The sequence below is a fragment of the Mitsuaria sp. 7 genome, from assembly GCF_001653795.1.
Classification (GTDB): domain Bacteria; phylum Pseudomonadota; class Gammaproteobacteria; order Burkholderiales; family Burkholderiaceae_C; genus Roseateles.
The window spans coordinates 3,334,544-3,360,844 of record NZ_CP011514.1 but is presented as its reverse complement, the minus strand read 5'-3'; the positions used below and the strand labels follow the sequence as shown (position 1 = coordinate 3,360,844).

Annotated in this window: 22 protein-coding genes; 17 read left to right on the top strand and 5 right to left on the bottom strand. The window is 69.0% G+C overall.

Annotated features, from left to right (window positions below; translation table 11 throughout):
• Window positions 1-27: 27 nt before the first annotated feature.
• The 5 genes from ABE85_RS14700 (at window position 28) to ABE85_RS14680 (ending at window position 5,367) form a co-directional block, all read left to right on the top strand.
• On the top strand, window positions 28-1,296 hold the full coding sequence (locus ABE85_RS14700; RefSeq protein ID WP_067275962.1) for a branched-chain amino acid ABC transporter substrate-binding protein: 1,269 nt from the start codon (window positions 28-30) through the stop codon (window positions 1,294-1,296).
• 140 nt (window positions 1,297-1,436) lie between these two features.
• Window positions 1,437-2,381, top strand: a complete 945-nt coding sequence (locus ABE85_RS14695; protein ID WP_231993304.1) for a branched-chain amino acid ABC transporter permease — start codon at window positions 1,437-1,439, stop codon at window positions 2,379-2,381.
• A 15-nt stretch (window positions 2,382-2,396) separates the two neighbouring features.
• The gene (locus ABE85_RS14690; protein WP_082939040.1) at window positions 2,397-3,800 is read left to right on the top strand and encodes a branched-chain amino acid ABC transporter permease; all 1,404 of its coding nucleotides are present in this window, start codon (window positions 2,397-2,399) and stop codon (window positions 3,798-3,800) included.
• Entirely contained in the window at window positions 3,797-4,588 is a 792-nt protein-coding gene (locus ABE85_RS14685; RefSeq protein ID WP_067275955.1) for an ABC transporter ATP-binding protein, read from the top strand. Before ABE85_RS14690 ends, ABE85_RS14685 begins: the two co-directional genes overlap by 4 nt.
• 32 nt (window positions 4,589-4,620) lie before the next feature.
• The gene (locus tag ABE85_RS14680; RefSeq protein WP_067282770.1) at window positions 4,621-5,367 is read left to right on the top strand and encodes an ABC transporter ATP-binding protein; all 747 of its coding nucleotides are present in this window, start codon (window positions 4,621-4,623) and stop codon (window positions 5,365-5,367) included.
• A 35-nt stretch (window positions 5,368-5,402) separates the two neighbouring features.
• Here the strand turns inward: ABE85_RS14680 and ABE85_RS14675 are convergent, their stop codons facing one another.
• From ABE85_RS14675 to ABE85_RS14665, 3 genes are all read right to left on the bottom strand, one after another.
• Window positions 5,403-6,317 (bottom strand): hypothetical protein, encoded by a 915-nt coding sequence (locus ABE85_RS14675; protein WP_157522423.1) that lies wholly within the window; start codon window positions 6,315-6,317, stop codon window positions 5,403-5,405.
• A 158-nt stretch (window positions 6,318-6,475) separates the two neighbouring features.
• The gene (locus ABE85_RS14670; protein WP_067275949.1) at window positions 6,476-8,509 is read right to left on the bottom strand and encodes a hypothetical protein; all 2,034 of its coding nucleotides are present in this window, start codon (window positions 8,507-8,509) and stop codon (window positions 6,476-6,478) included.
• Complete coding sequence (locus ABE85_RS14665) at window positions 8,506-10,278, bottom strand: hypothetical protein (protein WP_157522420.1); 1,773 nt, start codon at window positions 10,276-10,278, stop codon at window positions 8,506-8,508. Before ABE85_RS14665 ends, ABE85_RS14670 begins: the two co-directional genes overlap by 4 nt.
• A 276-nt stretch (window positions 10,279-10,554) precedes the next feature.
• Between ABE85_RS14665 and ABE85_RS14660 the strand changes: the two genes are divergently transcribed.
• Window positions 10,555-11,100: a hypothetical protein gene (locus tag ABE85_RS14660; RefSeq protein WP_067275943.1), complete on the top strand. Its 546-nt coding sequence runs from the start codon at window positions 10,555-10,557 to the stop codon at window positions 11,098-11,100.
• Between the two features lie 41 nt (window positions 11,101-11,141).
• On the opposite strand, the gene ABE85_RS14655 is transcribed toward ABE85_RS14660, so the two are convergent.
• Window positions 11,142-11,909, bottom strand: a complete 768-nt coding sequence (locus tag ABE85_RS14655; protein WP_067275941.1) for a hypothetical protein — start codon at window positions 11,907-11,909, stop codon at window positions 11,142-11,144.
• A gap of 263 nt (window positions 11,910-12,172) precedes the next feature.
• On the opposite strand from ABE85_RS14655, the gene ABE85_RS14650 reads away from it, so the two are divergent.
• The 6 genes from ABE85_RS14650 to ABE85_RS14625 are packed head-to-tail and all read left to right on the top strand — an operon-like array spanning window position 12,173 to window position 19,490.
• Window positions 12,173-14,269 carry a 3-hydroxyacyl-CoA dehydrogenase NAD-binding domain-containing protein gene (locus ABE85_RS14650; protein WP_067275938.1) on the top strand — a complete coding sequence of 699 codons (2,097 nt, stop codon included), beginning with the start codon at window positions 12,173-12,175 and terminating at the stop codon, window positions 14,267-14,269.
• Between the two features lie 28 nt (window positions 14,270-14,297).
• A complete protein-coding gene (locus tag ABE85_RS14645; RefSeq protein WP_067275935.1) occupies window positions 14,298-15,473 on the top strand; it encodes an acetyl-CoA C-acyltransferase in 1,176 nt (391 codons plus the stop codon).
• Window positions 15,470-16,324 carry a hypothetical protein gene (locus ABE85_RS14640; RefSeq protein ID WP_067275931.1) on the top strand — a complete coding sequence of 285 codons (855 nt, stop codon included), beginning with the start codon at window positions 15,470-15,472 and terminating at the stop codon, window positions 16,322-16,324. Before ABE85_RS14645 ends, ABE85_RS14640 begins: the two co-directional genes overlap by 4 nt.
• Before the next feature lie 41 nt (window positions 16,325-16,365).
• On the top strand, window positions 16,366-18,198 hold the full coding sequence (locus ABE85_RS14635) for an acyl-CoA dehydrogenase (RefSeq protein ID WP_067275928.1): 1,833 nt from the start codon (window positions 16,366-16,368) through the stop codon (window positions 18,196-18,198).
• Window positions 18,199-18,232: 34 nt separating this feature from the next.
• Window positions 18,233-19,024, top strand: coding sequence for an SDR family oxidoreductase (locus ABE85_RS14630; protein WP_067282767.1), 792 nt, complete (start codon window positions 18,233-18,235; stop codon window positions 19,022-19,024).
• A 13-nt stretch (window positions 19,025-19,037) separates the two neighbouring features.
• The gene (locus ABE85_RS14625) at window positions 19,038-19,490 is read left to right on the top strand and encodes a PaaI family thioesterase (protein WP_067275925.1); all 453 of its coding nucleotides are present in this window, start codon (window positions 19,038-19,040) and stop codon (window positions 19,488-19,490) included.
• A gap of 15 nt (window positions 19,491-19,505) precedes the next feature.
• Here ABE85_RS14625 and ABE85_RS27610 read toward each other — a convergent pair whose 3' ends face one another.
• Window positions 19,506-20,708, bottom strand: coding sequence for a hypothetical protein (locus ABE85_RS27610; protein WP_157522417.1), 1,203 nt, complete (start codon window positions 20,706-20,708; stop codon window positions 19,506-19,508).
• Window positions 20,709-20,968: 260 nt separating this feature from the next.
• On the opposite strand from ABE85_RS27610, the gene ABE85_RS14615 reads away from it, so the two are divergent.
• From ABE85_RS14615 to ABE85_RS14595, 5 genes are all read left to right on the top strand, one after another.
• The gene (locus ABE85_RS14615; RefSeq protein ID WP_067275918.1) at window positions 20,969-21,988 is read left to right on the top strand and encodes an NADP-dependent oxidoreductase; all 1,020 of its coding nucleotides are present in this window, start codon (window positions 20,969-20,971) and stop codon (window positions 21,986-21,988) included.
• Window positions 21,988-22,476 (top strand): GNAT family N-acetyltransferase, encoded by a 489-nt coding sequence (locus tag ABE85_RS14610; RefSeq protein WP_067275915.1) that lies wholly within the window; start codon window positions 21,988-21,990, stop codon window positions 22,474-22,476. The genes ABE85_RS14615 and ABE85_RS14610 overlap by 1 nt, the downstream gene beginning before the upstream one ends.
• Window positions 22,473-23,444 carry a glutathione S-transferase family protein gene (locus tag ABE85_RS14605; protein ID WP_067275911.1) on the top strand — a complete coding sequence of 324 codons (972 nt, stop codon included), beginning with the start codon at window positions 22,473-22,475 and terminating at the stop codon, window positions 23,442-23,444. The genes ABE85_RS14610 and ABE85_RS14605 overlap by 4 nt, the downstream gene beginning before the upstream one ends.
• 88 nt (window positions 23,445-23,532) lie before the next feature.
• The gene (locus tag ABE85_RS14600; protein WP_067275907.1) at window positions 23,533-24,426 is read left to right on the top strand and encodes an SDR family oxidoreductase; all 894 of its coding nucleotides are present in this window, start codon (window positions 23,533-23,535) and stop codon (window positions 24,424-24,426) included.
• 118 nt (window positions 24,427-24,544) lie between these two features.
• Complete coding sequence (locus tag ABE85_RS14595) at window positions 24,545-26,269, top strand: ATP-binding protein (protein ID WP_067275903.1); 1,725 nt, start codon at window positions 24,545-24,547, stop codon at window positions 26,267-26,269.
• Window positions 26,270-26,301 lie beyond the last annotated feature (32 nt).

Here is a 26,301-nt window from a genome sequence, read left to right as displayed (position 1 = left end):
ACATCAACAACATCTCCGGAGACAGACATGAACCAGACCCGCAAGCATTCGGCCACCGTCACCCCCCGCCGCACGGTGCTCGCCGCCGTCGCCCTGAGCGCCCTGTTCGGCGTCTCCGGCGCGTACGCGCAGAAAGGCGAGACGGTGAAGATCGCCTGGATCGATCCGCTGTCGGGCCTGATGGCGCCGGTGGGCCAGAACCAGGTGAAGTCCTTCCAGTTCTTCGCCGAGAAGTTCAACGCCACCAACCCGGCCGGCGTGAAGTTCGAGATCATCCCGATCGACAACAAGCTCAGCCCCGCGGAGTCGCTCAACGCGCTGAAGTCCGCGATCGACCAGGGCGTGCGCTACGTGACGCAGGGCAACGGCTCGGGCGCGGCGCTGGCGATCATCGACGCCGTCAACAAGCACAACGAGCGCAATCCCGGCAAGGAGGTCGTGTACCTCAACCACTCGGCCGTGGACCCGGACCTGACCAACAGCAAGTGCAGCTACTGGCACTTCCGCTTCGACGCGGACACGTCGATGAAGATGGAAGCGATCACGACCTTCCTGAAGGACCAGGCCGACGTCAAGAAGGTCTACCTGCTCAACCAGAACTACGCGCACGGCCACCAGGTCGCGAAGTACGCCAAGGAAGGGCTGGCCCGCAAGCGCCCCGACGTGCAGATCGTCGGCGAGGACCTGCACCCGCTGGCCCAGGTGCGCGACTTCGCGCCCTACGTCGCCAAGATCAAGGCCAGCGGCGCGGACACGGTGATCACCGGCAACTGGGGCTCGGACCTGGCGCTGCTGGTGAAGGCGGCCTCGGAGGCCGGCTACAACGGCAAGTTCTACACCTACTACGCCGGCGTCACCGGCACGCCGACGGCCATCGGCGCCGCGGGCGCGGGACGCGTCTACCAGGCGGCCTACAACTACAACAACATGGGCGGCCAGATGGACACCTGGGCCAACGAGTTCAAGGCCAAGTTCAACGACGACTTCTACACCGGCAGCATCATCCACATCTACTCGGCGCTGGGTGCGGCGATGGCCAAGGCCAAGAGCACCGACCCGGTGAAGGTGGCCGCCGCGCTCGAAGGGCTGAAGTTCAAGTCCTTCAACGGCGACGTCGAGATCCGCAAGGGCGACCACCAGCTGCAGCAGCCGATCTTCATCTCGCGCTGGGAGAAGGTCGACGCCAAGCATCCGTACAACGTGGAGAACACCGGCTTCAACTTCGCGCCGGTGAAGACTTACGACGCGTATGTGAGCAGCACGCCGACGTCCTGCCAGATGAAGCGTCCGAGCTGACGCGCGTCCGCGCACCGCGAGCCGGCCCATGGGGCCGCTCGCGGTGGTGCCGCGCGATGCGGCGCGATTGAGAGGATGAACTCTTGGAACAGATCCTGATCAACCTGCTGAACGGCCTGTCCTCCGGACTGCTGCTGTTCATGCTGAGCTCCGGCCTCACGCTGATCTTCAGCATGATGGGCGTGCTGAACTTCGCGCATGCGAGCTTCTACATGCTGGGCGCGTACGTCGCGTATTCCATCGCCGGGTGGATCGGGTTCTGGCCCGCGTTGTTCCTCGCGCCGCTGGTCGTCGGTGGCCTCGGGGCGGTGTTCGAGCGGGGCGCGCTGCGGCGCGTCCACAAGTTCGGCCACGTCCCGGAGCTGCTGATCACCTTCGGCCTGTCGTATGTCGTGCTGGAACTGGTCCAGCTGGTGTGGGGCCGCACGGCGGTGCCGTTCCCGCCGCCGCCCTCGCTGCAGGGCGCGGCCTTCACGCTGATCCATGCGCCGGGCCAGGCGCTGCAGATGGCCTGGGGCGACGCGCCGGCCGCCGTCTGCGCCGTGGCCAGCTGTTCCAAGTTCCCGCTGACGCGCGCCTTCATGATGCTGGTCGCGCTGTTCATGCTGCTGTCGCTGTGGCTGCTGCTGACGCGCACCCGCATCGGCCTGGTCATCCAGGCCGCGCTGACGCATCCGGAGATGGTCGAGTCGCTCGGCCACAACGTGCCGCGCGTGTTCATGCTGGTGTTCGGCAGCGGCTGCGCACTGGCGGCGCTGGCCGGCGTCATCGGCGGCGTCACCTTCGTCACCGAGCCGTCGATGGCGGTGCTGGTCGGCTCCATCATCTTCGTGGTGGTGGTCATCGGCGGCATCGGCTCGCTCGCCGGGGCCTTCGTCGCCTCCATCGTCATCGGGCTGCTGCAGACGCTGCCGCTGACCGTCGACGCGTCCCTGGCCCAGGTCTTCAAGCTCGGCCCGGACACCTTCGGCTACCCGCTGCTCAAGCTCTCGCTGGCGCAGGTCGCGCCCATCCTGCCCTACCTGCTGATGGTCCTCATCCTGATCTTCCGGCCCAAGGGCCTGCTCGGCACGCGGGAGGGCTGACCGATGTCCGTCGTCATGTCTTCCTCCTCCGCTCCTGCCGCTCCTGCCGCTCCCGCCGGCTCCGCGCCGGGCTCGCCGTCCGCCACGCCGGCCAACGGCGGGACGCATCGCGTCCACGCCCGCGCCAAGCGCGGCGAGACCTATCACTTCAAGCCGCACAACGTCGGCCGCTGGCTGATCTGGGGCTTCTACGCGGTGGCGCTCATCGTGGCGCCGCTGATGTGGACCAGCAGCCTGGCGCAGACCATGCTGTCGCAGATGGGCATCGCCATCATCGCGTGCCTGTCCTACAACCTGCTGCTGGGGCAGGGCGGCATGCTGAGCTTCGGCCACGCCGTCTACACCGGGCTGGGCGCCTACCTGGCGATCCACACGCTCAACGTCGTCGGCGCGGGCCAGCTCGCGCTGCCGGTGGGACTGGTGCCCCTCGTCGGCGGCCTCGCGGGCCTGTTCTTCGCGGCGCTGTTCGGCTACGTGTCGACGAAGAAGTCCGGCACGCCCTTCGCGATGATCACGCTGGGCCTGGGCGAGCTGATCTGGTCGATGTCGCTGATGCTGCCGGAGTTCTTCGGCGGCGAGGGCGGCGTCTCCTCCAACCGCGTCGTCGGCAAGGCGGTCTGGGGCATCACGTTCGGGCCGCAGATCCAGGTGTACTACCTGATCGCGATCTACGTCTTCGTCTGCACGGCGCTGCTGTTCGCGTTCACGCGCACGCCGCTGGGACGCATGCTCAACGCGGTGCGCGACAACCCCGAGCGCGTCGAGTTCATCGGCTACGACACGCAGTGGGTGCGCTTCCTCGCGTTCCTGATCGCGGGCTTCTTCGCCGGCGTGTCGGGCGGGCTGTCGGCGCTGAACTTCGAGATCGTCAACGCCGAGGTCGTCGGCGCGGCGCGCTCGGGCGCCTACCTGCTGTTCACCTTCCTCGGCGGCGCGACCTTCTTCTTCGGGCCCATCATCGGCGCCGTGCTGATGGTCGTGGCCACCGTGCTGCTGTCGGAGCTGACCAAGGCCTGGCTGCTCTACCTCGGCCTCGTGTTCCTGTTCATGGTGATGTACGCGCCGGGCGGCATCGCCTCGCTGATCATGATGAACCTGCGGCTGGCGGCGTTCGGCAAGCTGCGCTCGCTGTGGCCGTCGTACCTCGGCCTGGCCGGCGCGGCGCTGACGATGCTGGTCGGCGGCTCGGCGATGGTCGAAATGCTCTACCACCTGCAGCTCAACGAGGCGCTCGGTCCGAAGATGACCTACCTGGGCGTGGCGCTCGATGCGAAGAGCGTCGAGTCCTGGTTCGGCGCCGGCTTCGTGCTGCTCACCGGGCTGGGCCTGTTCGAGCTGGTGCGCCGCGAGTTCCGCGCCGAGTGGGACCGGGCGCAGGAAGAGATCGAGAAAGAGATCAAGCGGAGGGAGAGCCTGTGAGCGCGCACCACGCCCCTTATGCCTTGGAACTGAAGTCGGTCCGCAAGAGCTTCGGCAAGAGCGAGATCATCCGCGGCGCGGAGCTGGCGGTGAAGCCCGGCGAGCGCGTCGCGATCATCGGCCCGAACGGCGCGGGCAAGTCCACGCTGTTCAACCTGATCAGCGGCCGCTTCGCGCCCACCAGCGGCGAGATCCGGCTCTTCGGCGAGCGCATCGACCAGCTCGCGCCCTATCAGATCAACCGCCGCGGCCTGTCGCGCAGCTTCCAGGTCTCCAACCTGTTCACGCGGCTGTCGGTGTTCGAGAACATCCGCTGCGCGCTGCTCTGGTCCATGGGCCACAAGTACGCGTTCTGGAAGTTCCTCGCCGGCATGGACGACGTCAACGACCGCGTCGAGGAACTGCTGGAGATGCTGCACCTCGACAAGAAGCGCGACGTGCCGGCAGTGAACCTGACCTACGCCGAGGCGCGCGTGCTGGAAATCGGCATCACCATCGCCGGCGGCGCGCAGGTCATCCTGCTGGACGAACCGACGGCGGGCATGAGCAAGAGCGAGACCAAGCGCTTCATCCAGCTGATCCGCCAGGTCACCGAGGGTCGCACGCTGCTGACGGTGGAGCACGACATGGGCGTGGTCTTCGGTCTGGCCGACAAGATCGCGGTGCTGGTCTACGGCGAGGTGATCGCCTTCGACACGCCGGACGCGGTGCGCGCGAACCCGCGTGTGCAGGAGGCGTATCTGGGCTCGGTGCTGGCCGAATCGCAGTCCGCGGGGGCACACGCATGAGCGTCGCGATGAACGACACCAACATCGGCGCGATGCGTGCCTCGGCGGGCGCCGCGGCCGTCGCCGGTTCGCGTGCGCTGCAGCTCGACAACGTCCATGCCTTCTATGGCAAGAGCCATGTGCTGCACGGCGTGTCGATGGAAGTCCGGCCCGGCGAGATCGTCAGCCTGCTGGGCCGCAACGGCTCGGGCCGCTCGACGACGGTGAAGACGATCATGGGCCAGGTCGACGGCACCGGATCGATCGCGTGGGGCGGCCAGGAACTGCTGGGCCGCAAGGCCTACGAGATCGCGCACCGCGGCATCGGCTACGTGCCGGAGAACCGGGACATCTTCCCCAAGCTCACCGTCCACCAGAACCTGCTGCTGGGCGAGAAGGGCGGTCGTCGTGGCGCTGCCAAGCCGCGCTGGAGCTTCGACGACATGTACGCGATGTTCCCGCGCCTGAAGGAGCGGCAGCACACCGAGGCCGGCGTGCTATCCGGCGGCGAGCAGCAGATGCTGACGCTGTGCCGCACGCTGATGGGCGATCCCGACCTGATCATGATCGACGAGCCCACCGAAGGCCTGGCGCCCAAGATCGTCGAGCTGGTCGCGGAGTACCTCAAGGAGCTCAAGCGGCGCGGCGTGTCGGTGCTGCTGGTCGAGCAGAAGCTGGCGATCGCGCTGGAGATCTCCGAGCGCTGCTACGTGATGGGCCACGGGCGCATCGTGTTCGAAGGCACGCCCGCGGATCTGCGCGCGAACGCCTACGTGCGCAAGGAGTGGCTGGAGGTCTGAGGCTCTGCGGCCGCAGCCGTCGCGGTCGCAGCCTGTCAGAGGCTCGCCCTGCGCAGGGTCCATGTGGATCCCGACTGATGGAAGCGCCACCCGAGGGGCGCTTGAGGAAGGTCTTCCTTCGAAGCGGTGTCGGGAAGATGGATGCTCACTCTGTCGAGATGGGGTCTCGGCTGGCTTGCGAGTGCCACGGCCAGGTGGCCACAGCGCCCGACGTCGCCCCGCAGTCCGACGATCAAGGCGCAATCCGGGATCAGGGCGAGGTCCACACCCGGATCTCCATCCAGCCGCAGGTCCCAGTACTCCGGCCTGATGGCGGCCAGGAAGTCGCGGTAGGTGTCGAGATCCAAGGGCCTCGCCGGGCCCAGGTCTGCCAGGAAAGGACGTGATTCCAGATCGAGCGCCTGGAGCAGTGCGCGGGGTGGCAACGAGAACTCCCGCGCGATGGTGCTGAAGCCATCGCCCTTGAAATCAAGGGTGGTATTGCCGCTGTCCTTGACGACCTTGCGCAACGCGTACCCGCCACTCGCCCTGGCCTGCGCCTCCCGCTCCGAGGGCGCCTCTGTCTCCCATCGCGCCAGCTGCGCCAGTGCCTGGGTCCAGGGAACCTTCGAGGGGCGCCGGGCGGCATTCAACGCTTGCATGCTGGCGACAACCAGGTCCTGCCGAAAGGCCTGCCCACTGAAGTCCGGGACGGGCGCATCCGACGCACCCTGTCCGTGTCGGCGCGACGCCAGGGCCTGCGACCGCTCGCGACCGTTCAGCAGGCACAAGGGCGCCTCGGCGATCAGCGCTGCCTCTTCGTCATCACTGGGCCTGAGGGGGCTGTCCGTACGGTAAACCAATCGGAACCTGCGGCTGTCTCCGCCACCGTCGGGTCCCGCGACGCGGTTCAGGTAGCGTTCGACCGTCGGGGAGAGGCGCAGCGGCTCTCCGCGTTCGAGCCGTTCCATCTTCTCTACCTCGTCCGCCGGCAGCGACCACGGGAACGTCGCGGAGGCGCCAACCTGGGGCGCGTGGGGACCGGGCTCGGCTTGCGCACCCCCTGCGGAGGGAGGGGGCGTGGCGTTGAGTTGAAGCATCGTGGGGATCGTGTCTGAAGAGGTGCAATTCAGTCGCGGTCCGATCGGTCCGGTTCGTCTGAGCGCAGGCGCTTCGGCGACAGGTCTTCGTCCGGATAGGCCTTGCGCAGCGGATCGAGCCAGTCGTCCATCAACGCGAAACGTCGCCGTGCCAAGTCCAGCGGCATCTGTTCCTGGACCTCCTCGTAGCGCCGCGCGGCATCGACGTCCGACGAGTCTTCGCCGGCGCGCGTGTCGGCCTCGAGGAACGTCTGTTCCCACGCGGCATTCGCCGCCTGGTAGGAGGGATCGAGGAGCAACTGCGCCACCGCGCGATGGGCGGGCCCGCTGGTCGAGTCCATGAGCTCGCGCAGCGTCGGGAAGCCGGCACGGACCTCGCCGCCGAGAATCCGTTCGACGGCGGTCCGCTGGGTGTCCGACCAGTCTTCCAGCGTGGGCTCGCGATCTCCCACGAAGTGCGCCATGCCGGCGACCGGGGCGTAGACAGGCGCGCCGGTTCGGAAGAACGACTTCCCGGTGATCTGCGCCAGCCGGAGATCGATCAGCGCCTCCAGCGCGAGACCGTGTTCGATGTTTTCGAGGCCCGTGTCGGTGATGCCGACGTGGATATCGACGAGGAGGCGCGCGGCCAGGCGCAGAAGCACGCCCGCGGCGTCGTCCACGGAGGCGGTGCTGCAGGCGCGAAGCGTCAGCTCCATGTTGGCGAGCGTCTTCCTGCTCGCATCGACGCAGGTCCAGGGGCCGCAAGCCAGGTCGTCGACCAGGTCGGACAGCAGCGCGGGCCTGGCGGTCAGCATCTGCAGGAGACGCCGGCCGCGGGCCGCCGTCTCGTCGCGCAGGACGGCATGGTCGCGGGCATTCAGGCGCGTCAACTGATTCATGAGCCCCGAGAGGAAGCCCAGCAGGCGGGGGCCGTCATCGCTGGCGCCAATCGCCTCCCACAGGGTCTCCGGATCCTCGGCTTCCCAGAAGGCGAGGACCGACACCGGATCCTGGCACGCCGGGGAGGTCGTCCTGGACAGCGTCCATGACGTTGCCGACGGATCAAAGCGCCACCCGTCCGGCGCCGCAGGCAGGTCCTCCGCGGCAGCAGGCACGGGGGGATGGACGCACCACACCTCAAGGAGGTCGCGTGCCGGCTCGCCGGCCAGTGCCATCGCGAGACGGGCGCAACGATGCGAGTCGCCCCAGAGCTTGACCTTCACGGCGTGATCCGGGATCAAGGGGAGGGTCAAGTCCGGATCGTCGTTGAGGAAGATGTGCCAGTCGCTCAGGTAGAGGGCGGCCGCCGAGTCGCGGAAGGTGTCGAGATCCAGGGGCCTGGCATGGCGCAGGATGACAGTGAGCTCGTGCTCCCACAGGCCGAGCTCGGCGAGGAGCGCCGGGGGCGGCAGGGCAAACTGACGGACGCGCTGGCGATTCAGGCCCCGACCGTCGAGATGCAGAGGGACCTGGAACGTCGTGTCCTTCACGACTTCACGCAACGCTCGCCCGCCGCTCGCCCTGGCGTCCGCCTCCTGATGCGAACTCACGTCCGTCTCCCATCGGGCGAGCCTCGCCAGCGTCGCCGCCCAGGGGGCGTACGTGTCGCCACGAACGGCATGCAAGGCCTCCATGATGGCGATGAGCAGGTATTCCCGGGAAGCGTGCGCATCGAAGTCCGGGGCGGTCGCATCCGGCGCACCCGATCCTTGCTGCCGCAGCGCGAGGGCCTGCAGCCGCTGGCGCCCATTCAGCAGACACAGAGGTACTTCGGTAATCATCGCCGCCACTTCCTCGTCACTGGGTCGATGGCGCCGCCTGTCGGAAAAGAACACCCCTCGGAACGGATTGTCCGGCCAGCCATCTTGGACATCCGCCGTTCGATTCAAGCAGGCCTCGACCATGGGGGTGAGCGTCAGCGTCTGGCCCCGTTCCAGTCGTTCCATCTTCTCCACCTCGTCCGCCGGCAGCGACCAGGCAAACGACGGTGAAGGGGTGGCCGCCCGCGCGTGGCCCTCGAAGTCGATGTCCGTGTCGCGGGCAGCAGTGCCGGAAGCGGCGGCAAAAGAGGACGGGATCATGCCGTTGCCGCCCCCGTCTCCTTGCCGATGCCTGCCGCACGCAGCGCCTCCAGCGCGGGCTGCAGGTGATGCACGAGGCGATCGACCCGTGCGGCCGTCAAGTCGGTTTCTTTCGTCACGAAGGCCGCAGTGCCCGCATGGGGGTCATCGGGGTCGAATGCCGCGTTGTATGCGTCGTTGAATTCCCGGTCGATCTCGGCACGCCGCGCCTTGAAACCTTCGTCCGCATCCAACGTATCGATCATCCACGGACTGAACGTGTGGCCGCCTGAAGCGAAGAAGGCGAGCGTCGGGAATCCTTCGTTGATCTCCGCGGCGATCACGGCGTCGGCGGCGCGCCGGTCGTTGACCGGCACACCTGTGGCGACCGCGCCAGGCAGGCGGGCGTCCGTGCGGTAGATGGGCTCGCTCGCGGCTGGTCGCAGGCCGAGCAGATCCACCAGTCGGCGGTCCACCGCCCAGGTCAGCCCAAAACCGATCTCGAGGTTCTCCCTCTCTGCCCGATCGCGGTCTGCGGCGGTCTGCCGTGCGCGGACCTTCACGGCCTCGCGGAAGAAGAACGCGGCACTGTCCGCAGGATGTTGCGGTGACTGGCAAGCGTTCAACTGGGCTTCCATCTCGTCGAGCCGCATCACGTCCGCATCGAGGCAGACGCCGGTCTCGCGACACAAGGCGGTCACGAGGCCATCGGCCAGCTCCGGCTGCTCTCGCACGGCGGCAACGATCCGTTCTATGCGCGGGGCGTGCTCTTGTTCAAGCCTGATCCTTGTCTCGATCCCCGAGTGCAGGATGTGATCACGAAGCCGCGCCTTGAAGATCGTCAGCGCGGCGGGCTCCGCTCCCGGCAACTGCCCTTTGACGTATCGGGTGTTTCTCAGATCCGGCAGGTGACGTCTCAGGGGCGCGATGTCCGACCAGGCGAGCGAGGTCGGCAGCTTCGTGACGTCGAGTGTCGTGATGCCGCGGGGCAGGCGCATGCAGGATTCCGTGGAAGGGATCCGCGTGGGCTGCAAGGTGACGCCATCGAACGCGGCGATCGATTCCGCGAAGCGCCGCGGATCGTCGATCTGGAAGGAATGCGTCTGCCAAAGGAGGCTGGTCCGATCTCGACCTGTCAGTGCCGCGATCAGGCGACGGGGTGGCATGTCCAGCGGACCCGCCCTGCCTTCGCAAGCGGCGGACTCGTGCCAGCGGACGGTGGCGTCGCCGTTATCCCATTCGGGCGCCCGCAGCGCAGCGACGAAGGCGGCCCGCTGCTGGCGATCGCCGCCGTCCCCGGCCCAGTGGACCAGGTCGCGCAATGCCGCCAGTTCGTCTTTGGAGCGGTGTCGCCGATGACCCTCCGGCCCGGTGGCCAGGATCGCATCGCCGAGCAGAATGGCGTTGCGCAGCTGCTGTCCCTGTTCGCACGTGATCCGCCAGTGCCTGCACCCGAAGAAGAGCCGATCGGGTGGGGCGGTCCGCAACAGGTCGAGGGCGATGTCGCGCGTCGCGACTTCATCGGGCAGCAGCAGGTCCGTCCGCAGACAGGCCAGTGCGCGCGACATCTGCTGTGCAAAGTACGGGTCCAGTCCCTCCGTCTTGCGGCCATCGCCATGCTGCATGGGCGCCTGCGCCTCCTGGAGCAATCGACGCCATGTGCGGCTTGCGGAACCGGACCAGAGCGCCATGTCCTTTGCCGGCGCGTCCTGCGGAGGTGGCGGATCCTCGGCACGCTCGTGGAGAACGGCGGTGTCCGAACAGTCGGAATGCGCCGGGTCGCTGCTCACGCATGGAAGGCACGTCGAAAAGAGAGGGGACAAAGGCATGTCGCGTCCTGCTGAATCGAGGGGCGCTGAGTTGCCTGTGTGTCATGTCGGTTCGTCGATCGGCCCGTCCGGCCCGTCTCTGCAGCACCGCCCGTTCGCATCCCGACATCACCACCCCCCACGTTCATGGTCCTCTGACCCCGTTGTGCCGTCCCCTGATCCGGGTGGCCCGCGATGCCCCGCGGGAGGGGCATCGCACTACATTGGCCGGCAGGCAACAAGAACAGGGAGCCCCCCATGAATTCGGTGCAGCCATGGATGGTGGCCGTCGGGACGTTGGCCGGACTGGCAGTCGGCGCCGCCGCCGTGAGCGGCTGGTGGTGGCCCCAGCTCAAGCGCGCGCGGCGGCTGATCGACCGGATCGAGTCGTCGCGTCTGCTGCTCAATGAGCAGACCACGCAGGCGCGGCGTCAGATCGAGCGTCAGCAGATGGAACTGGGCGAGATGCGCCTCACCGTCGAACGGCTGCGTCGCAAGCTGGCGGCCGCCGCGCCGCATGAATCGGGCTATGGCAGCAACGATTCCATGCTGCCGCTGGATTCGGTCTCGCCGGTGAGCGCGCCCACGCCGCTGCCGGCCTTCCGTCCGGTGGAGAAGCCGCGCGCCGCGCCGGTGCCGGCGCCAGCCCCCACGATCGCGAGCGTCGACGCCGCGCTCGCCCGCAACGATCGCGCCCATGGCCGCGCGGACGGCTTCGCCCGCACCGAGATCCAGGACGACAACGCGAGCGACGATCCCCACTCGCGCGGCTTCATGCCGACGCAGCTGGACAAGCCGTTCTGAGTCCCGGCGCCGCCGGGCCGTCGCCGCCGCGGATCAGCGCCTCATCGGATCAGCGTGATGCCTCCGGCGTCCGCCTTGCATCGCAGGTCTGACCAGTCCAGCGGCAATTGATCTTCCAGTTTCATCTGGACGAGGCCCGCGGGCAGATGCAATTGCCGCAGCAGATGCGCGTCCGGCAGATCGAGCAGGAGACCGTCGCGCCAGCCTTCGAGCACCGTCGGTTGGGCGTCGAGCTCCGGGTCGGTCACCGCGGCCTGCATCAGCTGGTCGGCGATGTCCTGCCGCACCTCGGCGGGCAGGCTGGGATGATCAGAGCGCTCCCAGCGCCTCAGGCCCGCCAGGGCCTGCAGCACTTCCGGCTGGAATCGGCCGCCGCCGGGCATGACCCGATCGAGGGCCGATCGGACGTGCGCCATCAGATCCAGGAGCTGATACAGCTGGTCGAATGAACAGATCGTGTCGCCGTCCAGTTCGCGCAGTTCGCGGAACTCCTGCGCCGTCTCGCGGAACCGGCTGAGCAGCAGGCCGGAAGGAAGGAACTCGAACAGGCGGCGCAGGTCCTGCACCTCCTCTTTCGGGATCGAGGTGCCGTGCTCCAGCGCCAACCCGCCGCGGCGGGCCTCGTGCATGAAGCCCTGTGTGCGACGCAGCCAGTCCGGCAGCCGGCGCGCGGCGCTTCGCTGCACGTCGGACGGCGTGGTCCCGCTGCCGAGGGCAAGCTCGTCCAGCCGGTGGTCCTCCGGGTCCGAGCCCCAGGGACGGGCGTGTCGGGTCGGCGAGGCGGTCGAGGTCTGAGCCGTGCAGGTCATGGGTGCCGGGGATAGGCGAGGGAGGTCGTACATCGGGAGGCCCCGTTCGGATCGTGAATGAGGTCGGTTGAGTTGTTCCCCGACGGGTTCGGTTTGGTGGACGGATCAAGCGCCGCACGTCCCCCGGTAGCGCCCTGTCACAGCAGAGACAATCCGCGCGCCCCGGCGCTGCCTAGAATCGAACGATCGTTCTTTTCGCCGGCGGCCTTCGGGGGACACTCGGCCGCGGCGAGTCGACTCTTTCAGCATCGGAAGGAACCAGCATGGGTGCCAGCTACGAAGTCCGCGGTCAGGTCGCGGTGATCACGCTCAACAATCCGCCGGTCAACGGCCTGGGCCACGCCACGCGGCTGGCCGTCGCCGACGGCATCGAGCAGGCGGAGAACGATCCCGCCATCAAGGCCGTCGTCATCACCGGCGCCGGCAAGGCGTTCTCCGGCGGGGCCGACATCCGCGAGTTCGGCTCGCCCAAGGCGCTGGCCGAGCCCAACCTCGGCTCGCTGATCAACCGCGTCGAGTCCTGCACCAAGCCCGTCGTCGCCGCCATCCACAGCGTCGCCATGGGCGGCGGCCTGGAGCTGGCGCTGGGCTGCCACTACCGCATCACCGCGCCCGGCGCCAAGATCGCGCTGCCGGAAGTGAAGCTGGGCCTGCTGCCCGGCGCCGGCGGCACGCAGCGCCTGCCGCGCGCACTGGGCGTCGAGCCCGCGCTCAACATGATCGTCAGCGGCGAGCCGGTCCTCAGCGAGCAGCTCGCGCAGGTCCCCGGCCAGGTGCTGTTCCAGAAGGTCGTCGAGGGCGACCTGATCGACAGCGCCGTCCAGTACGCGATGGGCATCGCCGACAAGCGCCCGCTGCCGCGCGTGCGCGACATCAAGGCCCAGCATCCCGAAGCGCAGGCCTACTTCCAGTTCGCGCGCAACACCGTCGGCGCGATGGCCAAGAACTTCCCCGCGCCGCTGCAGTGCGTGGAGACCGTCGCCAACTCGGTGGCCCTGAAGTTCGAGGACGGCATGCGCGCCGAGCGCGACGCCTTCCAGCAGCTGATGCTGACGCCCGAGTCCAAGGCGCTGCGCCATGCCTTCTTCGCCGAGCGCGACGCCTCCAAGATCCCCGACGTCCCCGCGGACACGCCGCTGCGCAAGGTCGAGCAGGTCGCCATCATCGGCGCCGGCACGATGGGCGGCGGCATCGCGATGAACTTCCTCAACGCCGGCATCCCGGTGACGATCCTCGAGATGAAGCAGGACGCGCTGGACCGCGGCGTCGCCACCATCCGCAAGAACTACGAGGCGCAGGTCAGGAAGGGCAAGCTCAAGGAAGACCGCTACGCCCAGCGCATGAGCCTGCTGGGCACCACGCTGAGCTACGCCGAGATCGGCAACGCGGACCTGGTCATCGAGGCCGTCTTCGAGGACATCGGCGTCAAGGAGCAGGTCTTCAAGCAGCTCGACGCGGTGATGAAGCCCGGCGCGATCCTGGCCAGCAACACCTCGACGCTGGACGTGGACAAGATCGCCGCCTTCACCAAGCGGCCCCAGGACGTCATCGGCACCCACTTCTTCAGCCCGGCCAACGTGATGAAGCTGCTGGAGGTGGTGCGCGGCGCGGCGACCGCCAAGGACGTGCTGGCCACCGTGATGGCGCTGGGCAAGAAGATCCGCAAGACCTGCGTCGTGTCCGGCGTGTGCGACGGCTTCATCGGCAACCGCATGATCGAGCAGTACAGCCGCCAGGCCGGCTTCCTGCTGGAGGAGGGCTGCACGCCGCAGCAGGTGGACAAGGCGCTGGAGCGCTTCGGCTTCGCGATGGGCCCGTTCCGCATGGGCGACCTGGCCGGCAACGACGTGGGCTGGTACATCCGCAAGCGCCGCTACCTGGAGAAGCCGGACCTGCGCTACTCCAAGACCGCCGACCTGCTGTGCGAGATGGGGCGCTTCGGCCAGAAGACCGGCGCGGGCTGGTACGACTACCTGCCGGGCAAGCGCGACGCGATCCCGTCGAAGACGGTGCTGGAGATGATCGACATGCACCGCTCGGCGCTGGGCATCACGCCGCGCAAGATCAGCGACGAGGAGATCGTGCAGCGCCTGGTCTTCGCCCTGGTCAACGAGGGCGCCAAGATCCTGGAGGAGGGCATCGCGCTGCGCGCCTCCGACATCGACATGGTCTACCTGACCGGCTACGGCTTCCCGCTGCACCGCGGCGGCCCGATGTGCTACGCCGACACGGTCGGCCTCTACAACGTGGTGCAGGCGATGAAGCGCTTCGCCAAGAACCCGCTGGACGACGGCAAGTTCTGGGAGCCCGCGCCGCTGCTGCAGCGCCTGGCCGACCAGGGCAAGGGCTTCAACGACTGACCCCCGCGGACCGCATCAGGAGAAAAGAATGAGCAAGGCATTGATCGTTTCCACGGCCCGCACCCCGCTCGCCAAGAGCTGGAAGGGGTCGTTCAACATGAGCCACGGCGCGACGCTGGGCGGCCACGTGGTGCGCGCGGCGCTGGAGCGCGCGGGCATCGAGGGCGGCGAGGTCGAGGACGTCCTCATGGGCTGCGCCACGCCCGAGGGCGCCACCGGCGGCAACATCGCGCGCCAGATCGCGCTGCGCGCCGGCCTGCCGGTGAGCGTCTCCGGACAGACCGTCAACCGGTTCTGCTCCAGCGGCCTGCAGACCATCGCGACCGCGGCGCAGCGCATCATCGCGGGCGAGGCCGACGTCTTCGTCGCCGGCGGCGTGGAGAGCATCTCCTGCGTCCAGAACGAGGCCAACCGCCACATGGGCCACGAGAGCTGGCTGTCGGCGCACAAGCCCGAGATCTACTGGTCCATGCTGCAGACGGCCGAGAACGTCGCCCAGCGCTACAAGATCCCCAAGGAGCGCATGGACCGCTACGGCGCGGCCAGCCAGCAGCGCGCCTGCGCCGCGCAGGCCGAAGGCCTGTTCAACGCCGAGATCGTGCCCATCACCGTGATGGCCGGCGTCGCCGACAAGGTGCGCGGCATGATGACGCGGGAAGTCACCGTCAGCGTCGATGAAGGCCTGCGCGTGGGCACCACCTACGAGAGCATCAAGGACATCCGAACGGCCATCCCCGGCGGCGTGGTCACCGCCGGCAACGCCAGCCAGTTCAGCGACGGCGCGGGCGCCTGCGCGATCGTCAGCGAGGACTACGCCCAGAGGAAGGGCCTCAAGCCGCTGGGCCGTTTCCTCGGCTTCGCCGTGGCCGGCTGCGAGCCCGACGAGATGGGCATCGGCCCGGTCTTCGCCGTGCCCAAGGTGCTCAAGCGCCTGGGCCTGAAGGTGTCGGACATCGACTTGTGGGAACTCAACGAGGCCTTCGCCGTGCAGGTGCTGTACTGCGCGGACAAGCTCGGCATCCCGATGGACAGGTTGAACGTCAACGGCGGCGCGATCGCCATCGGCCATCCGTACGGCGTGTCGGGCCAGCGCCTGACCGGCCATGCGCTGATCGAAGGCAAGCGCCGCGGCGCCAAGCGCGTCTGCGTGACCATGTGCATCGGCGGTGGCATGGGCGCCGCGGGCGTGTTCGAGGTCCTGTGAGCCTGCGCAAGACGACATCCGCCGCGAGGTTCAAGGCGACCGCGACCACGCTGGGCCTCCTTGCCGTGCTGGCCGTGGCGCCCGCCGCGGCCGCCGGTCGCAAGGAACCGGCGGACAAGGTCGAGAAGCAGGCCGTCGCCGGCATCCATGACGCGCTCCGCGCCGGCGACTGCGCGCTGGTGGCCAGTCGGCTCAACGACGGGCTCAAGCGCAAGTACCCCTCGGTCTATCTGCTGGCCGGGACCCTGTACGAGCAGGGCCTGTGCCTGAAGCGGGACTGGGACCGCGCCGCGCGTCTGTTCGAGCAGGCCAACGACGCGGGCGAGCCGCAGGGCCGGCATCGCATGATCGCGGGCCTGGCCGAAGGCGGCCGGGACCGCGCGGCGGCGATGTACTGGGCGGTCGAGGATCCGTCGGGACTGCCCGAGGAATGCCTGGCCGGCCGCGACCTGCGCCACGAGCCCGAGGCCTACGTGGCGCAACTGCGCCGCTGGCCCGCGGGACGCCTCGATGCCTGCGTGTACGTGGTGGGGGTCGCCCACGCGATCTCCGGCGAGATCGAGTACCCCAGCGTCGGCACCGCCTACGCGGTCTACGGCCGCTACCGGATGAACTTCGATCCGGCGACGGCCACCGTCGAGTGGGAGGAGCTGGAGCTGCGCCTGGGCACGATGACGGGCGCGATGAGCGGCGACGACGTGCGCGACCGCGACAGCGGCCGCGTGCAGCAGACGCTGCGCAACGCCCTCCAGGAGACCAGCCACCGCGCGCTGAAGCGCTTCGCCAAGCCGGCGGGCGTGCCGGCGGAGTGGCGCCTCCAGCGCGACTTCGCGTTCAACATTCACGGCTGAGCGCGACGCGCGCCCGGCCTGACGTCATCCAGGAGGGCGCGATGCGCCAGACCCTCGACTTCCTGCTCTACGACTGGCTGAAGGTGCAGGACCTCGGCCGGCGCGAGCGCTTCTCGGAGCATTCGCGGGAGACCTTCGATGCGGTGCTCGACACCTGCGAGAAGATCGCCCGCGAGAAGTTCGCGCCGTTCAACCGCCTGGCCGACACCGAGGAGCCCCGTTTCGACGGCGAGCGCGTGCACCTGCCGAAGGCGACGCACGAGGCGCTCGCCGCCTACGTCGGCTCCGGCATGCTGGCCGCCGCGCAGGATTACGAGCACGGCGGCATGCAGCTGCCCTGCGTCGTGGAGATGGCCGCCAACTGCTTCTTCAGCAAGGCCAGCGTGTCCCTGGGCGGCTACGCGATGCTGACCAACGGCAACGCCAACCTGCTGATGGCGCACGGCACGGACACGCAGCGCGAGGTCTTCGCGATGAACGAGCTGTCCGGACGCTGGTTCGGCACCATGTGCCTGTCGGAGCCGCAGGCGGGGTCCTCGCTGTCCGACGTCGCCACGCGCGCCGAGCCCGACACCGGAGGCGACGGCACGGCCTTCGAGGCCGATCCGCTCGGCCCGCGCTACCGGCTCACCGGGAACAAGATGTGGATCTCGGGCGGCGAGCACGAGATCACCGAGAACATCGTCCACCTCGTGCTGGCGAAGATCCCCGGGCCCGACGGCAAGCCGCTGCCGGGCACCAAGGGCATTTCGCTGTTCATCGTGCCCAAGCACCTGGTCGACACGCAGGGGCAACTCACCGGTGAGCGCAACGACGTGGCGCTTGCGGGCCTGAACCACAAGCTCGGCTATCGCGGCACGACCAACTGCCTGCTCAACTTCGGCGAGGGGCGTCAGACGCCGCGCGGGAAGAAGGGCGCGATCGGCTACCTCGTCGGCAAGCCCGGCGAGGGCCTGCGGCAGATGTTCCACATGATGAACGAGGCCCGCATCGGCGTCGGCCTGGGCGCGGTGATGCTGGGCTATGCAGGCTACGAGGCGAGCCTCGAGTACGCGCGGCAGCGTCCGCAAGGCCGACCCGTCACGACCGCCGGCATCAAGGACGCGGCGCGGCCGCAGGCGCTGATCATCGAACACGCCGACGTCAAGCGCATGCTGCTGGCGCAGAAGAGCTTCGTCGAGGGCGGACTCGCGCTCGAGCTGTTCTGCGCGCGGCTGGTCGACGAGCAGCACACGGGTTCCGAGGACGATGTCGCCGCGGCCAAGCGGCTGCTGGAAGTCCTGATCCCGATTGCCAAGAGCTGGCCCAGCGAGTGGTGCCTGGAAGCGAACTCGCTCGCGATCCAGGTGCTGGGTGGCTACGGCTACACGCGCGATTTCCCGGTGGAGCAGTACTGGCGCGACAACCGCCTGAACATGATCCACGAGGGCACGCACGGCATCCAGGCGCTGGACCTGCTGGGCCGCAAGGTCGTGATGGACGGCGGGCAGGCGCTGATGGCGCTGGCCGCGCGCATCAGCGACACCGCGCAACGCGCCGGCCAGGTGCCAGGTCTTGCCGAAGCGGCCAACGAGCTCGGCGCGGCGCTGGCCGCCGTCGGCGGCGCGACGAAGAAGGCCTGGTCCACCGGCGAGCCGGAAGCGGCGCTCGCCAACGCGACGCCCTATCTGCAGGCCTTCGGGCACACGGTGCTGGCGTGGATCTGGCTGGACGTGGCGCTCGCGCTCGACGGCCGGGACGATGACTTCGCCCACGGCAAGCGCGCCGCGCAGCGCTACTTCTTCGCCTACGAGCTGCCCAAGATCCACGCCTGGCTGGGCGTGGTCGCGCGGCGCGAGGCGCTCACCCGCGAGATGCAAGACGCGTGGTTCTGAACGCGTGGTTCTGAACGACATCAAGGAGACGACGATGAGCAGCAAGGTACAAGACCTCTTCGACCTGACCGGCCAGGTGGCGCTGGTGACCGGCGGATCCCGCGGCCTCGGGCTGCAGATCGCGGAGGCGCTGGGTGAAGCCGGCGCGACGCTGATGCTGAGCTCGCGCAAGGCGGCCGACCTGGAGGAGGCCGTGGCGCACCTGAAGGCGCGCGGCATCGCGGCGCAGTACGTCGCCGCCGACGCGTCCGACGAGGCGCAGGCGCGCGGCATCGTCGAGCAGACGCTCGCGAAGCTCGGCCAGATCGACATCCTCGTCAACAACGCCGGCGCGACCTGGGGCGCGCCCGCCGAGGACCACCCCGTCGAGGCCTGGGACAAGGTGATGGACCTCAACATCCGCAGCCTGTTCGTGATGAGCCAGGAGGTCGCGCGCCGCAGCATGATCCCGCGCAAGTCGGGGCGCATCATCAACGTGGCCTCGATCGCCGGCCTGGGCGGCAACAGCGGCATGATGAAGACCATCGCCTACAACACCAGCAAGGGCGCGGCGGTGAACTTCACCCGCGCGCTGGCCGGCGAATGGGGCGTGCACGGCATCACCGTCAACGCGCTGGCGCCGGGCTTCTTCCCCAGCAAGATGACCAAGGGCCTGATGGCCGCGATCGGCGAGGAGAAGCTCGCCGAGCACGCGCCGCTCAAGCGCATCGGCGATGATGAGGACCTCAAGGGCGCCGCCCTGCTGTTCGCGAGCCGCGCCGGGAAACACATCACCGGACAGATCCTCGCGGTCGACGGCGGCGTCTCCGCAGTCCACGGAAGTTGATCCCCCCGTCCTCATGTCCGAGCCGTTGAAGTTCCCCGTCCACATCCCCTTCGTCCAGCAACTGGGCTTCGAGCTGGTCCGCATCGACGAGGGCGAGGCCGAGCTGCGGGTCGACATCCGCGAGCTGCACCTGAACTCGTGGGAAGTGGCGCACGGCGGCGTGCTGATGACGCTGCTGGACGTGGCGATGGCGCATGCGGCGCGCAGCGTGCACCGCGACCAGCCGGGCTTCGGCCCCGGCGTGGTGACGGTGGAGATGAAGACCAGCTTCATGCGCCCCGGCGAGGGCGCGCTGCGCGCGGTCGGCCGGCTGCTGCACCGCTCGACGACGATGGCCTTCTGCGACGGCGCGGTCTACGGCGAGGACGGCAAGCTCTGCGCCCATTCGACCGGCACCTTCAAGTACCTGAAGGCGCTGCCCGGGAAGGGTCGCAGCCTCAAGGCGCTGCAGCGCACCGAAGACTGAACCCGTCGCCGGCGCTCAACCGCCGGAGGCGATGGCGGTGGCCGGCAGTCGTGCAGTCGCAGGGTTGCGCTTCGGGAGTGCCGGCGGCAGCTCCTCCTGGCTCACGACCAGTCGGGTCACGGCGTCCAGGGCGAGGCCCAGATGACGGACCGCCTCCGGTGTGAGCTGCAGCATCTTGTAGGGCTGATGCGAGGCAAGCGCCTTTCTCGCCTCGGTCATCGATTCACGCTCCCTTGCCGAAAGGAGTTCCATCGGCACCACGAGCAGCGCGCGAGCGAGCGCGGTCGCGTCGTCTGAAGGCACGGCGCAGAGCGGATGTTGCCCTTCGCCGAAGGCGCGCGCCTGATGCCACGCCTTGGGCGCGAGCAACGCGGCCGCCGCCGCCTTGACGTCCGGGATCGTCACGCCGATCGACGATCGCAGCGGCGCGGTCATCGCCTTGTCGAGCAACGCGCCCTGGCGTTGGATGACCTCCGGGTCCTCCGTCCGACCGGCATTGACCGCATCGATGACGCCGCCCGAGTCGGGGCGGACCTCGATGAGCACGTAGTCCTTGTGGGCGGTCGAGCCGTTGCGGACGAAGAGGGACTCGGGACGCTCATAGCCGGCACTGCTGCGACGAGGCGGCACGTCGGAGTCGCCGCGGCGAGGAGGAACGTCGTTCTCACTCCGACGAGGAGGAACGTCGTTCTCACTCCGACGAGGAGGAACGTCGTTCTCACTCCGACGAGGGGGAACGTCGTACACCGTCGGACTGGCGTCGCCCTTCGACGGGGCTTTGGCCGCTGGCGTGGCTGCGGCCGTCGGCGGGGTCTGCGGGCGCAGGCGGACCGGTCTTGATGGCCGCGACCACGTGTCTTCGACAGCGGCCATCACCGACCTGGGCTCGATTCGACGCGCGTCGGTCTCGTGGATCAGGCGCCTCGCGATGTCCACGGGGCAGTCCTGCGGCAATACCAAGGTCTGCGTCGACCCGCTCAAACGTCGCAGCAGGCTGACCGGCAATTGCTCCAGTAGGTGATGCGGCGCAGACGACAGGTCCAGGACCTCCGGCTTGCGGACCAGCGCCTTCTCGATCTGCCGGGCGGCGGGGAGGGCTTCCTTCCGCGACCCGTTGCCCATCCATTGCCGCACCTGGGGATCCTGGGGCGCTTGCGCAGGACCGGCATTGCCGCCGAGCCAGGTGGGGAGATTCGAACGACGGAAGATCTGCGACATGGTGACGACGCTGGAGGGATGGAATGGCGAGGTCAGTCGACATCCGGCGGCTGCGGTTCTTGACACGAATCTGCAGGTCCATCTGGCGCCCATTTGAAAAAGCACGCTCGTTCTTTTCTGTCGCGCGAGGGACGTGAAGGGGGAGGGCTCCGTGGTTCAATCGTCGGCATTCCGTCACGGATCGCGAGCGGCCGGCCGCGCGCGAGTCCCTCACATGAGCCATGCGGTGGCATGGATCAACAACGACCGAGGAGCCCTCCATGAGCCAAGTGAACCGCCAGATCCATCTGGTCTCCCGCCCGACCGGTGAGGCCGGCACTGACAACTTCAAGCTGGTCGAACAGCCGATCCCTGAACTCGCGGACGGCCAGGTCCTGGTCCGCAACCATTTCCTGAGCCTGGATCCCTACATGCGCGGGCGCATGAACGAGAGCAAGAGCTACGCCGTGCCGCAGCCGCTGAACGCCGTGATGATCGGCGGCACGGTGGGCGAGGTGGTCGCGTCGAAGAACGCGCATTTCGCCGTCGGCGACAAGGTCGTCGGCATGGGCGGCTGGCAGGAGTACCAGCTCGTCGACGCGAACCAGCGCGGCGTGCTGCAGAAGGTCGACACCACGCACGTGCCGCTGTCCGCCTACCTCGGCGCGGTGGGCATGCCGGGCGTCACGGCCTGGTACGGCCTCGTCAAGATCATCGATCCGAAGCCGGGCCAGACGGTGGTCGTCAGCGCCGCCAGCGGCGCGGTGGGCGGCGCGGTCGGCCAACTGGCCAAGGTGCGCGGCGCGCGTGCGGTGGGCATCGCCGGCGGCGCGGACAAGTGCCGCTACGTCGTCGAGGAACTCGGCTTCGACGCCTGCATCGACTACAAGCAGCACACCGACCTCAAGTCCCTGTCCGCCGCGCTCAAGGCCGAATGCCCGGACGGCATCGACGGCCACTTCGAGAACGTCGGCGGCATGATCCTCGACGCCGTGCTGCTGCGCGCCAATGCGTTCAGCCGCGTGGCCATGTGCGGCATGATCGCCGGCTACAACGGCGAGCCGATCCCGCTGACCTACCCGCAGCTGATCCTCACCAACCGCATGAAGGTCGAGGGCTTCATCGTCTCCGAGCACATGGAGGTCTGGCCCGAGGCGCTGAAGGAACTCGGCACGCTGGTCGCTACGGCCAAGCTGAAGTTCCGCGAGAGCGTCGCGCAAGGACTGGAGAACGCGCCCGAGGCCTTCCTGGGACTGCTCAAGGGCCGCAACTTCGGCAAGCAACTGGTGAAGCTGGTCTGATGGCCGGCCCGCGCTGGATCACCCAGCCCTTCGACGAACTGGGCGTGCGCGGCCTGTACCGCGCGCTGCGTCTGCGCGCCGAGGTCTTCGTCATCGAGCAGCACTGCATCTACCTCGATCCGGACGGCCTCGACGAGCACGCGTGGCACCTTCAGGGATTGGTGGAGCAGGAGCACGGGCAGGGCGCCGACGGCGCGGAGACCCTCGTCGCCTACGCGCGGCTGCTGCCGCCGTCCATCGGTGACGGCGCGGCCCGCATCGGCCGCGTGATCACGGCGGCGACGGCCCGCGGCGGCGGCCTCGGTCGCGCGCTCATGAGCCAGGCGCTGCGCGAGTGCGAGACGCTCTGGCCCGGCCAGCCGATCGAACTCGGCGCGCAGGCCCACCTGCGCGAGTTCTACGGCAGCTTCGGCTTCACGCCGATCTCCGACGTCTACGACGAGGACGGCATCCCCCACATCGACATGCGCAAGGAGGCGACGCCATGAGCGAAGCCACGCGAGACCCCACGACGCCCGCCGGCCTTCCGTCGGCCGACGACCTTGTCCTGCACCACTACAGCAGCTCGCCGTTCGCGGAGAAGGCGCGGCTGATGCTCGGCCTCAAGGGCCTGCCGTGGCACTCGGTGACGGTGCCCATGGTGCTGCCCAAGCCCGACGTGGTCGCGCTGACCGGCGGCTACCGCCGCACGCCCTTCCTGCAGCTCGGCGCCGACATCTACTGCGACACCGCGCTGATCGCCGAGGTGCTGGAAGCCCGCCGGCCGACGCCCAGCCTGTTCCCCGCGGCCGTCGCCGGCCACGCGCGCACGCTGGCGCAATGGGCCGACACGGATCTCTTCTGGACCGCGCTGCCTTACGCGATGCAACCGGCGGGCGCGACCGCGCTGTTCGCCGGCGCGCCGCCGGACATGCTGAAGATCTTCGTCGCCGACCGGCGGGCGATGAGCGAGGGCATGCCGCAGGTGCGCGGCGTCGACGCCGGCGCGGCGCTGACGCAGTACCTCGAGTGGCTGTCGGCCATGCTGTCCGACGACCGGCCATGGCTGCTCGGCAGCGAGACGAGCATCGCCGACCTCAGCGTCTATCACCCGCTGTGGTTCGTGACCCGGACCGGACCGCTGGCCGAGATCTTCGCGCCGCACGAGGCGCTGCGGGCCTGGATGGGCCGTGTCGCCGCGATCGGTCACGGCGAGCGCGCCGGCAAGCTCGACGGCGCCGCGGCGATCGCGCTGGCGAAGGCGTCGACGCCGCGTCCGGCGCAGGTCGAGGACGGCCTGGGCTTCGCCGCCGGCGACGCCGTCACGGTCACGCCCTACGACTACGCCCGCGACGCCGTCGCCGGCACGCTGGTGGGCCTGAGCTGCCGCACGGTGACGCTCGCGCGCGAGGACGAACGCGCCGGCCTCGTGCACGTGCACTTCCCGCGCATCCGCTACACGCTCAAGCAGGCGTAGTCCGATCGGGCCCGCACGGACGGGCCGCGGACACCACGCGAAGAGACGGACAAGCACCACACAAGAACCGCATCAAGGAGACAGGCGCATGAAGGACTATCAAGGCAAGACTGCGGTGATCACCGGCGCGGGCTCGGGCTTCGGGCTCGAGGTGGCGCGCATCGCCGCGTCGCGCGGCATGAACCTGGTGCTGTGCGACGTGCAGCAGGATGCGCTCGACAAGGCCGCCGCGGAATTCGCCGGGCACCCGGTGCTGGCGCGTCGCGTGGACGTGTCCAAGGCCGATCAGATGGAGGCGCTGGCCGCCGCGGTGAAGGAACGCTTCGGCGCGCCGAACTTCGTGTTCAACAACGCGGGCGTCGGCTCCGGCGGACTGATCTGGGAGAACTCGCTCTCCGACTGGGACTGGGTCCTGGGCGTCAACCTGATGGGCGTGGTGCACGGCGTGCGCCTGTTCACGCCGATGATGCTGGAGGCCGCCGGCAAGGATCCCGCCTGGCAGGGCCACATCGTCAACACCGCGTCGATGGCCGGCATGCTGAACCCGCCCAACATGGGCGTCTACAACGTGTCCAAGCATGCGGTGGTCTCGCTGAGCGAGACGCTGTACCAGGACCTGGCGCTGGTGACGGACCAGATCCGCGCCTCGGTGCTGTGCCCGTTCTTCGTGCCCACCGGCATCACGCAGAGTCATCGCAACCGGCCGGGCGATCTCGGCGCGGACAAGCCGACCAAGAGCCAGCTCATCTCGCAGGCGATGACCGACAAGGCGGTCAGCTCCGGCAAGCTGACGGCCGCGGACGTCGCACGGATGGTGTTCGAGGCGCTGGACGAGGAGCGCTTCTACATCTTCAGCCACCCGCAGGCGCTCAAGGGCGTGCAGACGCGGCTGGAGGACGTCATGCAGCTGCGCAACCCGACCGATCCCTTCGAGGACAAGCCGGAGATCGGCGCGAAGCTGAAGGCCTCGCTGCGCGGCTGAATCCGGGCGGACGGCGCACGGCAGGTGTCGGAGGCACCTGACACTTCTGACAGGGACCTCCCCCGGATGCGGGAGAGCCCTTGCCCTGGCGAGGGAGAGGCAGGCTCACAATGGTCCCGTGGTCCTGTTCGCACTCCCCCGACTTCTGCGCGTGCTGCCGCGTCTGCTGCCTATCCTGGTGGCGGCGGTGCTGGCGTGGCTGGCATTGGCGGGACAGGGGCACGCCGATCCGCGCGACTGGCTGACGGCCGAGGAACGCGCGTGGGTGGCGCAGCATCCCGTGCTGCGCGTCGGCGGCTCGGCCAGCTACGGCCCGTTCACCTACGTCGATGAGGAAGGCCGGCTCACCGGCCTGTCGGTGGACTATGCGCGCCGGCTGATGGAGCTTACCGGACTGCGCTTCGAGTTCCAGCCGCCGCGCCCCTTCGCCGACAACCTGGACGCGCTCGCCGTCGGTGGGCTCGACGTGCAGATGTCCATGCGCGAGACGCCCGAACGCGCGCAGCGCTTCGGCTTCACCCGGCCCTACATCACCGTGCCCGCGGTGCTGCTGCGCCGCGCCGGCGCGGGCGACGATCCGCTGCGGCCCGGCGAGGCGGTGGCGGTGGCGCGCGGCTACGCGGTGGCCGAGTTCCTGCGCGACCGCTACGCGACGAATCCGCTGCAGGTCGAGGTCGACGACCGCACCGTGCTGCGCCGCCTGGCCGGCGGCGAGGTCGGCGCGGCGGTCGTGGACCTGGCCGGCGCGACCTACCTGATGCGGCGCGACGGCATCGGCAACCTGCGGGTGGTGGACGACCTCGGCTACGCCTACGGCCTGGGCATCGGCTACCGACGCGACTGGCCGATGCTGGGCCGCATCCTGGACAAGGCGCTGACGCGCATCGGCGAGAGCGAGCGCCAGGCCATCGCCGACCGCTGGATCACGCAGGACACCGCGGCGATGCGCTGGCAGCGCCGCGCGCTGTGGGGCGTGGGCATCGCGCTGGCGCTGGTCGTCGCCGGCCTGGGCGTGACGCTGCTCTGGAACCGCGCCCTGCAGCGCCAGGTGCGGCTGCGCGGCGAGCTGCTGCAGCGCGAGCTCGGCGAGCGCATGCGGCTGCAGGACGTGGACCGCGCCCGCGAGCTGGCCGAAGTCACGAGCAAGACCAAGAGCGAGTTCCTGTCCCAGGCCAGTCACGAGCTGCGCACGCCGCTCAACGCGGTGCTGGGCTTCAGCCAGCTGCTGGCCCACGATCCCAAGCGGCCGCTGGACGACATGCAGCACTCGCGGCTGCGGCACATCGACGAGGCGGCCAAGCATCTGCTGGTGCTGATCGAGGACATGATGACGCTCTCGCGCGTCGAGGCGAACACGCTCAGCGTGCAGTCGCTGCCGCTGCAGGCGGGACCGCTGCTGCGCCGCGTGGTGGAACTGGCGCAGCCGGCGGCGCAGGCCGCGGGCATCGACCTGCAGGTCGGCATGACGCCCGAGGAGGACAGCACGCTGCCGCTGGTGCAGGCCGACCCGATCCGGCTGGAGCAGGTGCTGCACAACCTCATCTCCAACGCCATCAAGTACAACCGGCGCGGCGGCTGGGTGAAGGTCCGCGCCTGCGCGGAGCCGCGCGGCTTCCGCATCGAGGTCGCCGACAACGGCATCGGGCTGAGCCCCGAGCAGCGTTCCCAGCTGTTCCAGCCGTTCAACCGGCTCGGCCGCGTGGAGCAGCCCGGGCACGGCATCGGCCTGGTGATCTGCAAGCAGCTCATGGAACGCATGGGCGGCCGCATCCTGGTCGACAGCGAGAGCGGTCAGGGCTCGCGGTTCACGCTCGAACTGCCGGCCGTGCCGGCGGCGGCCTAAGACCTAACCCGCCAGCCAACCGCCATCCACCG

Bases quoted from the DNA above. Each gene is read 5' to 3' on its own strand.
- ABE85_RS14660 (WP_067275943.1), top strand. From the start codon at position 10,555: ATGAATTCGGTGCAGCCATGGATGGTGGCCGTCGGGACGTTGGCCGGA.
- ABE85_RS14690 (WP_082939040.1), top strand. From the start codon at position 2,397: ATGTCTTCCTCCTCCGCTCCTGCCGCTCCTGCCGCTCCCGCCGGCTCC.
- ABE85_RS14670 (WP_067275949.1), bottom strand. From the start codon at position 8,509: ATGATCCCGTCCTCTTTTGCCGCCGCTTCCGGCACTGCTGCCCGCGAC.
- ABE85_RS14625 (WP_067275925.1), top strand. From the start codon at position 19,038: ATGTCCGAGCCGTTGAAGTTCCCCGTCCACATCCCCTTCGTCCAGCAA.
- ABE85_RS14675 (WP_157522423.1), bottom strand. From the start codon at position 6,317: ATGGAACGGCTCGAACGCGGAGAGCCGCTGCGCCTCTCCCCGACGGTC.
- ABE85_RS14615 (WP_067275918.1), top strand. From the start codon at position 20,969: ATGAGCCAAGTGAACCGCCAGATCCATCTGGTCTCCCGCCCGACCGGT.
- ABE85_RS14605 (WP_067275911.1), top strand. From the start codon at position 22,473: ATGAGCGAAGCCACGCGAGACCCCACGACGCCCGCCGGCCTTCCGTCG.
- ABE85_RS14600 (WP_067275907.1), top strand. From the start codon at position 23,533: ATGAAGGACTATCAAGGCAAGACTGCGGTGATCACCGGCGCGGGCTCG.
- ABE85_RS14680 (WP_067282770.1), top strand. From the start codon at position 4,621: ATGCGTGCCTCGGCGGGCGCCGCGGCCGTCGCCGGTTCGCGTGCGCTG.
- ABE85_RS14610 (WP_067275915.1), top strand. From the start codon at position 21,988: ATGGCCGGCCCGCGCTGGATCACCCAGCCCTTCGACGAACTGGGCGTG.
- ABE85_RS14645 (WP_067275935.1), top strand. From the start codon at position 14,298: ATGAGCAAGGCATTGATCGTTTCCACGGCCCGCACCCCGCTCGCCAAG.
- ABE85_RS14700 (WP_067275962.1), top strand. From the start codon at position 28: ATGAACCAGACCCGCAAGCATTCGGCCACCGTCACCCCCCGCCGCACG.
- ABE85_RS14630 (WP_067282767.1), top strand. From the start codon at position 18,233: ATGAGCAGCAAGGTACAAGACCTCTTCGACCTGACCGGCCAGGTGGCG.
- ABE85_RS14655 (WP_067275941.1), bottom strand. From the start codon at position 11,909: ATGACCTGCACGGCTCAGACCTCGACCGCCTCGCCGACCCGACACGCC.
- ABE85_RS14650 (WP_067275938.1), top strand. From the start codon at position 12,173: ATGGGTGCCAGCTACGAAGTCCGCGGTCAGGTCGCGGTGATCACGCTC.
- ABE85_RS14695 (WP_231993304.1), top strand. From the start codon at position 1,437: ATGCTGAGCTCCGGCCTCACGCTGATCTTCAGCATGATGGGCGTGCTG.
- ABE85_RS27610 (WP_157522417.1), bottom strand. From the start codon at position 20,708: ATGTCGCAGATCTTCCGTCGTTCGAATCTCCCCACCTGGCTCGGCGGC.
- ABE85_RS14635 (WP_067275928.1), top strand. From the start codon at position 16,366: ATGCGCCAGACCCTCGACTTCCTGCTCTACGACTGGCTGAAGGTGCAG.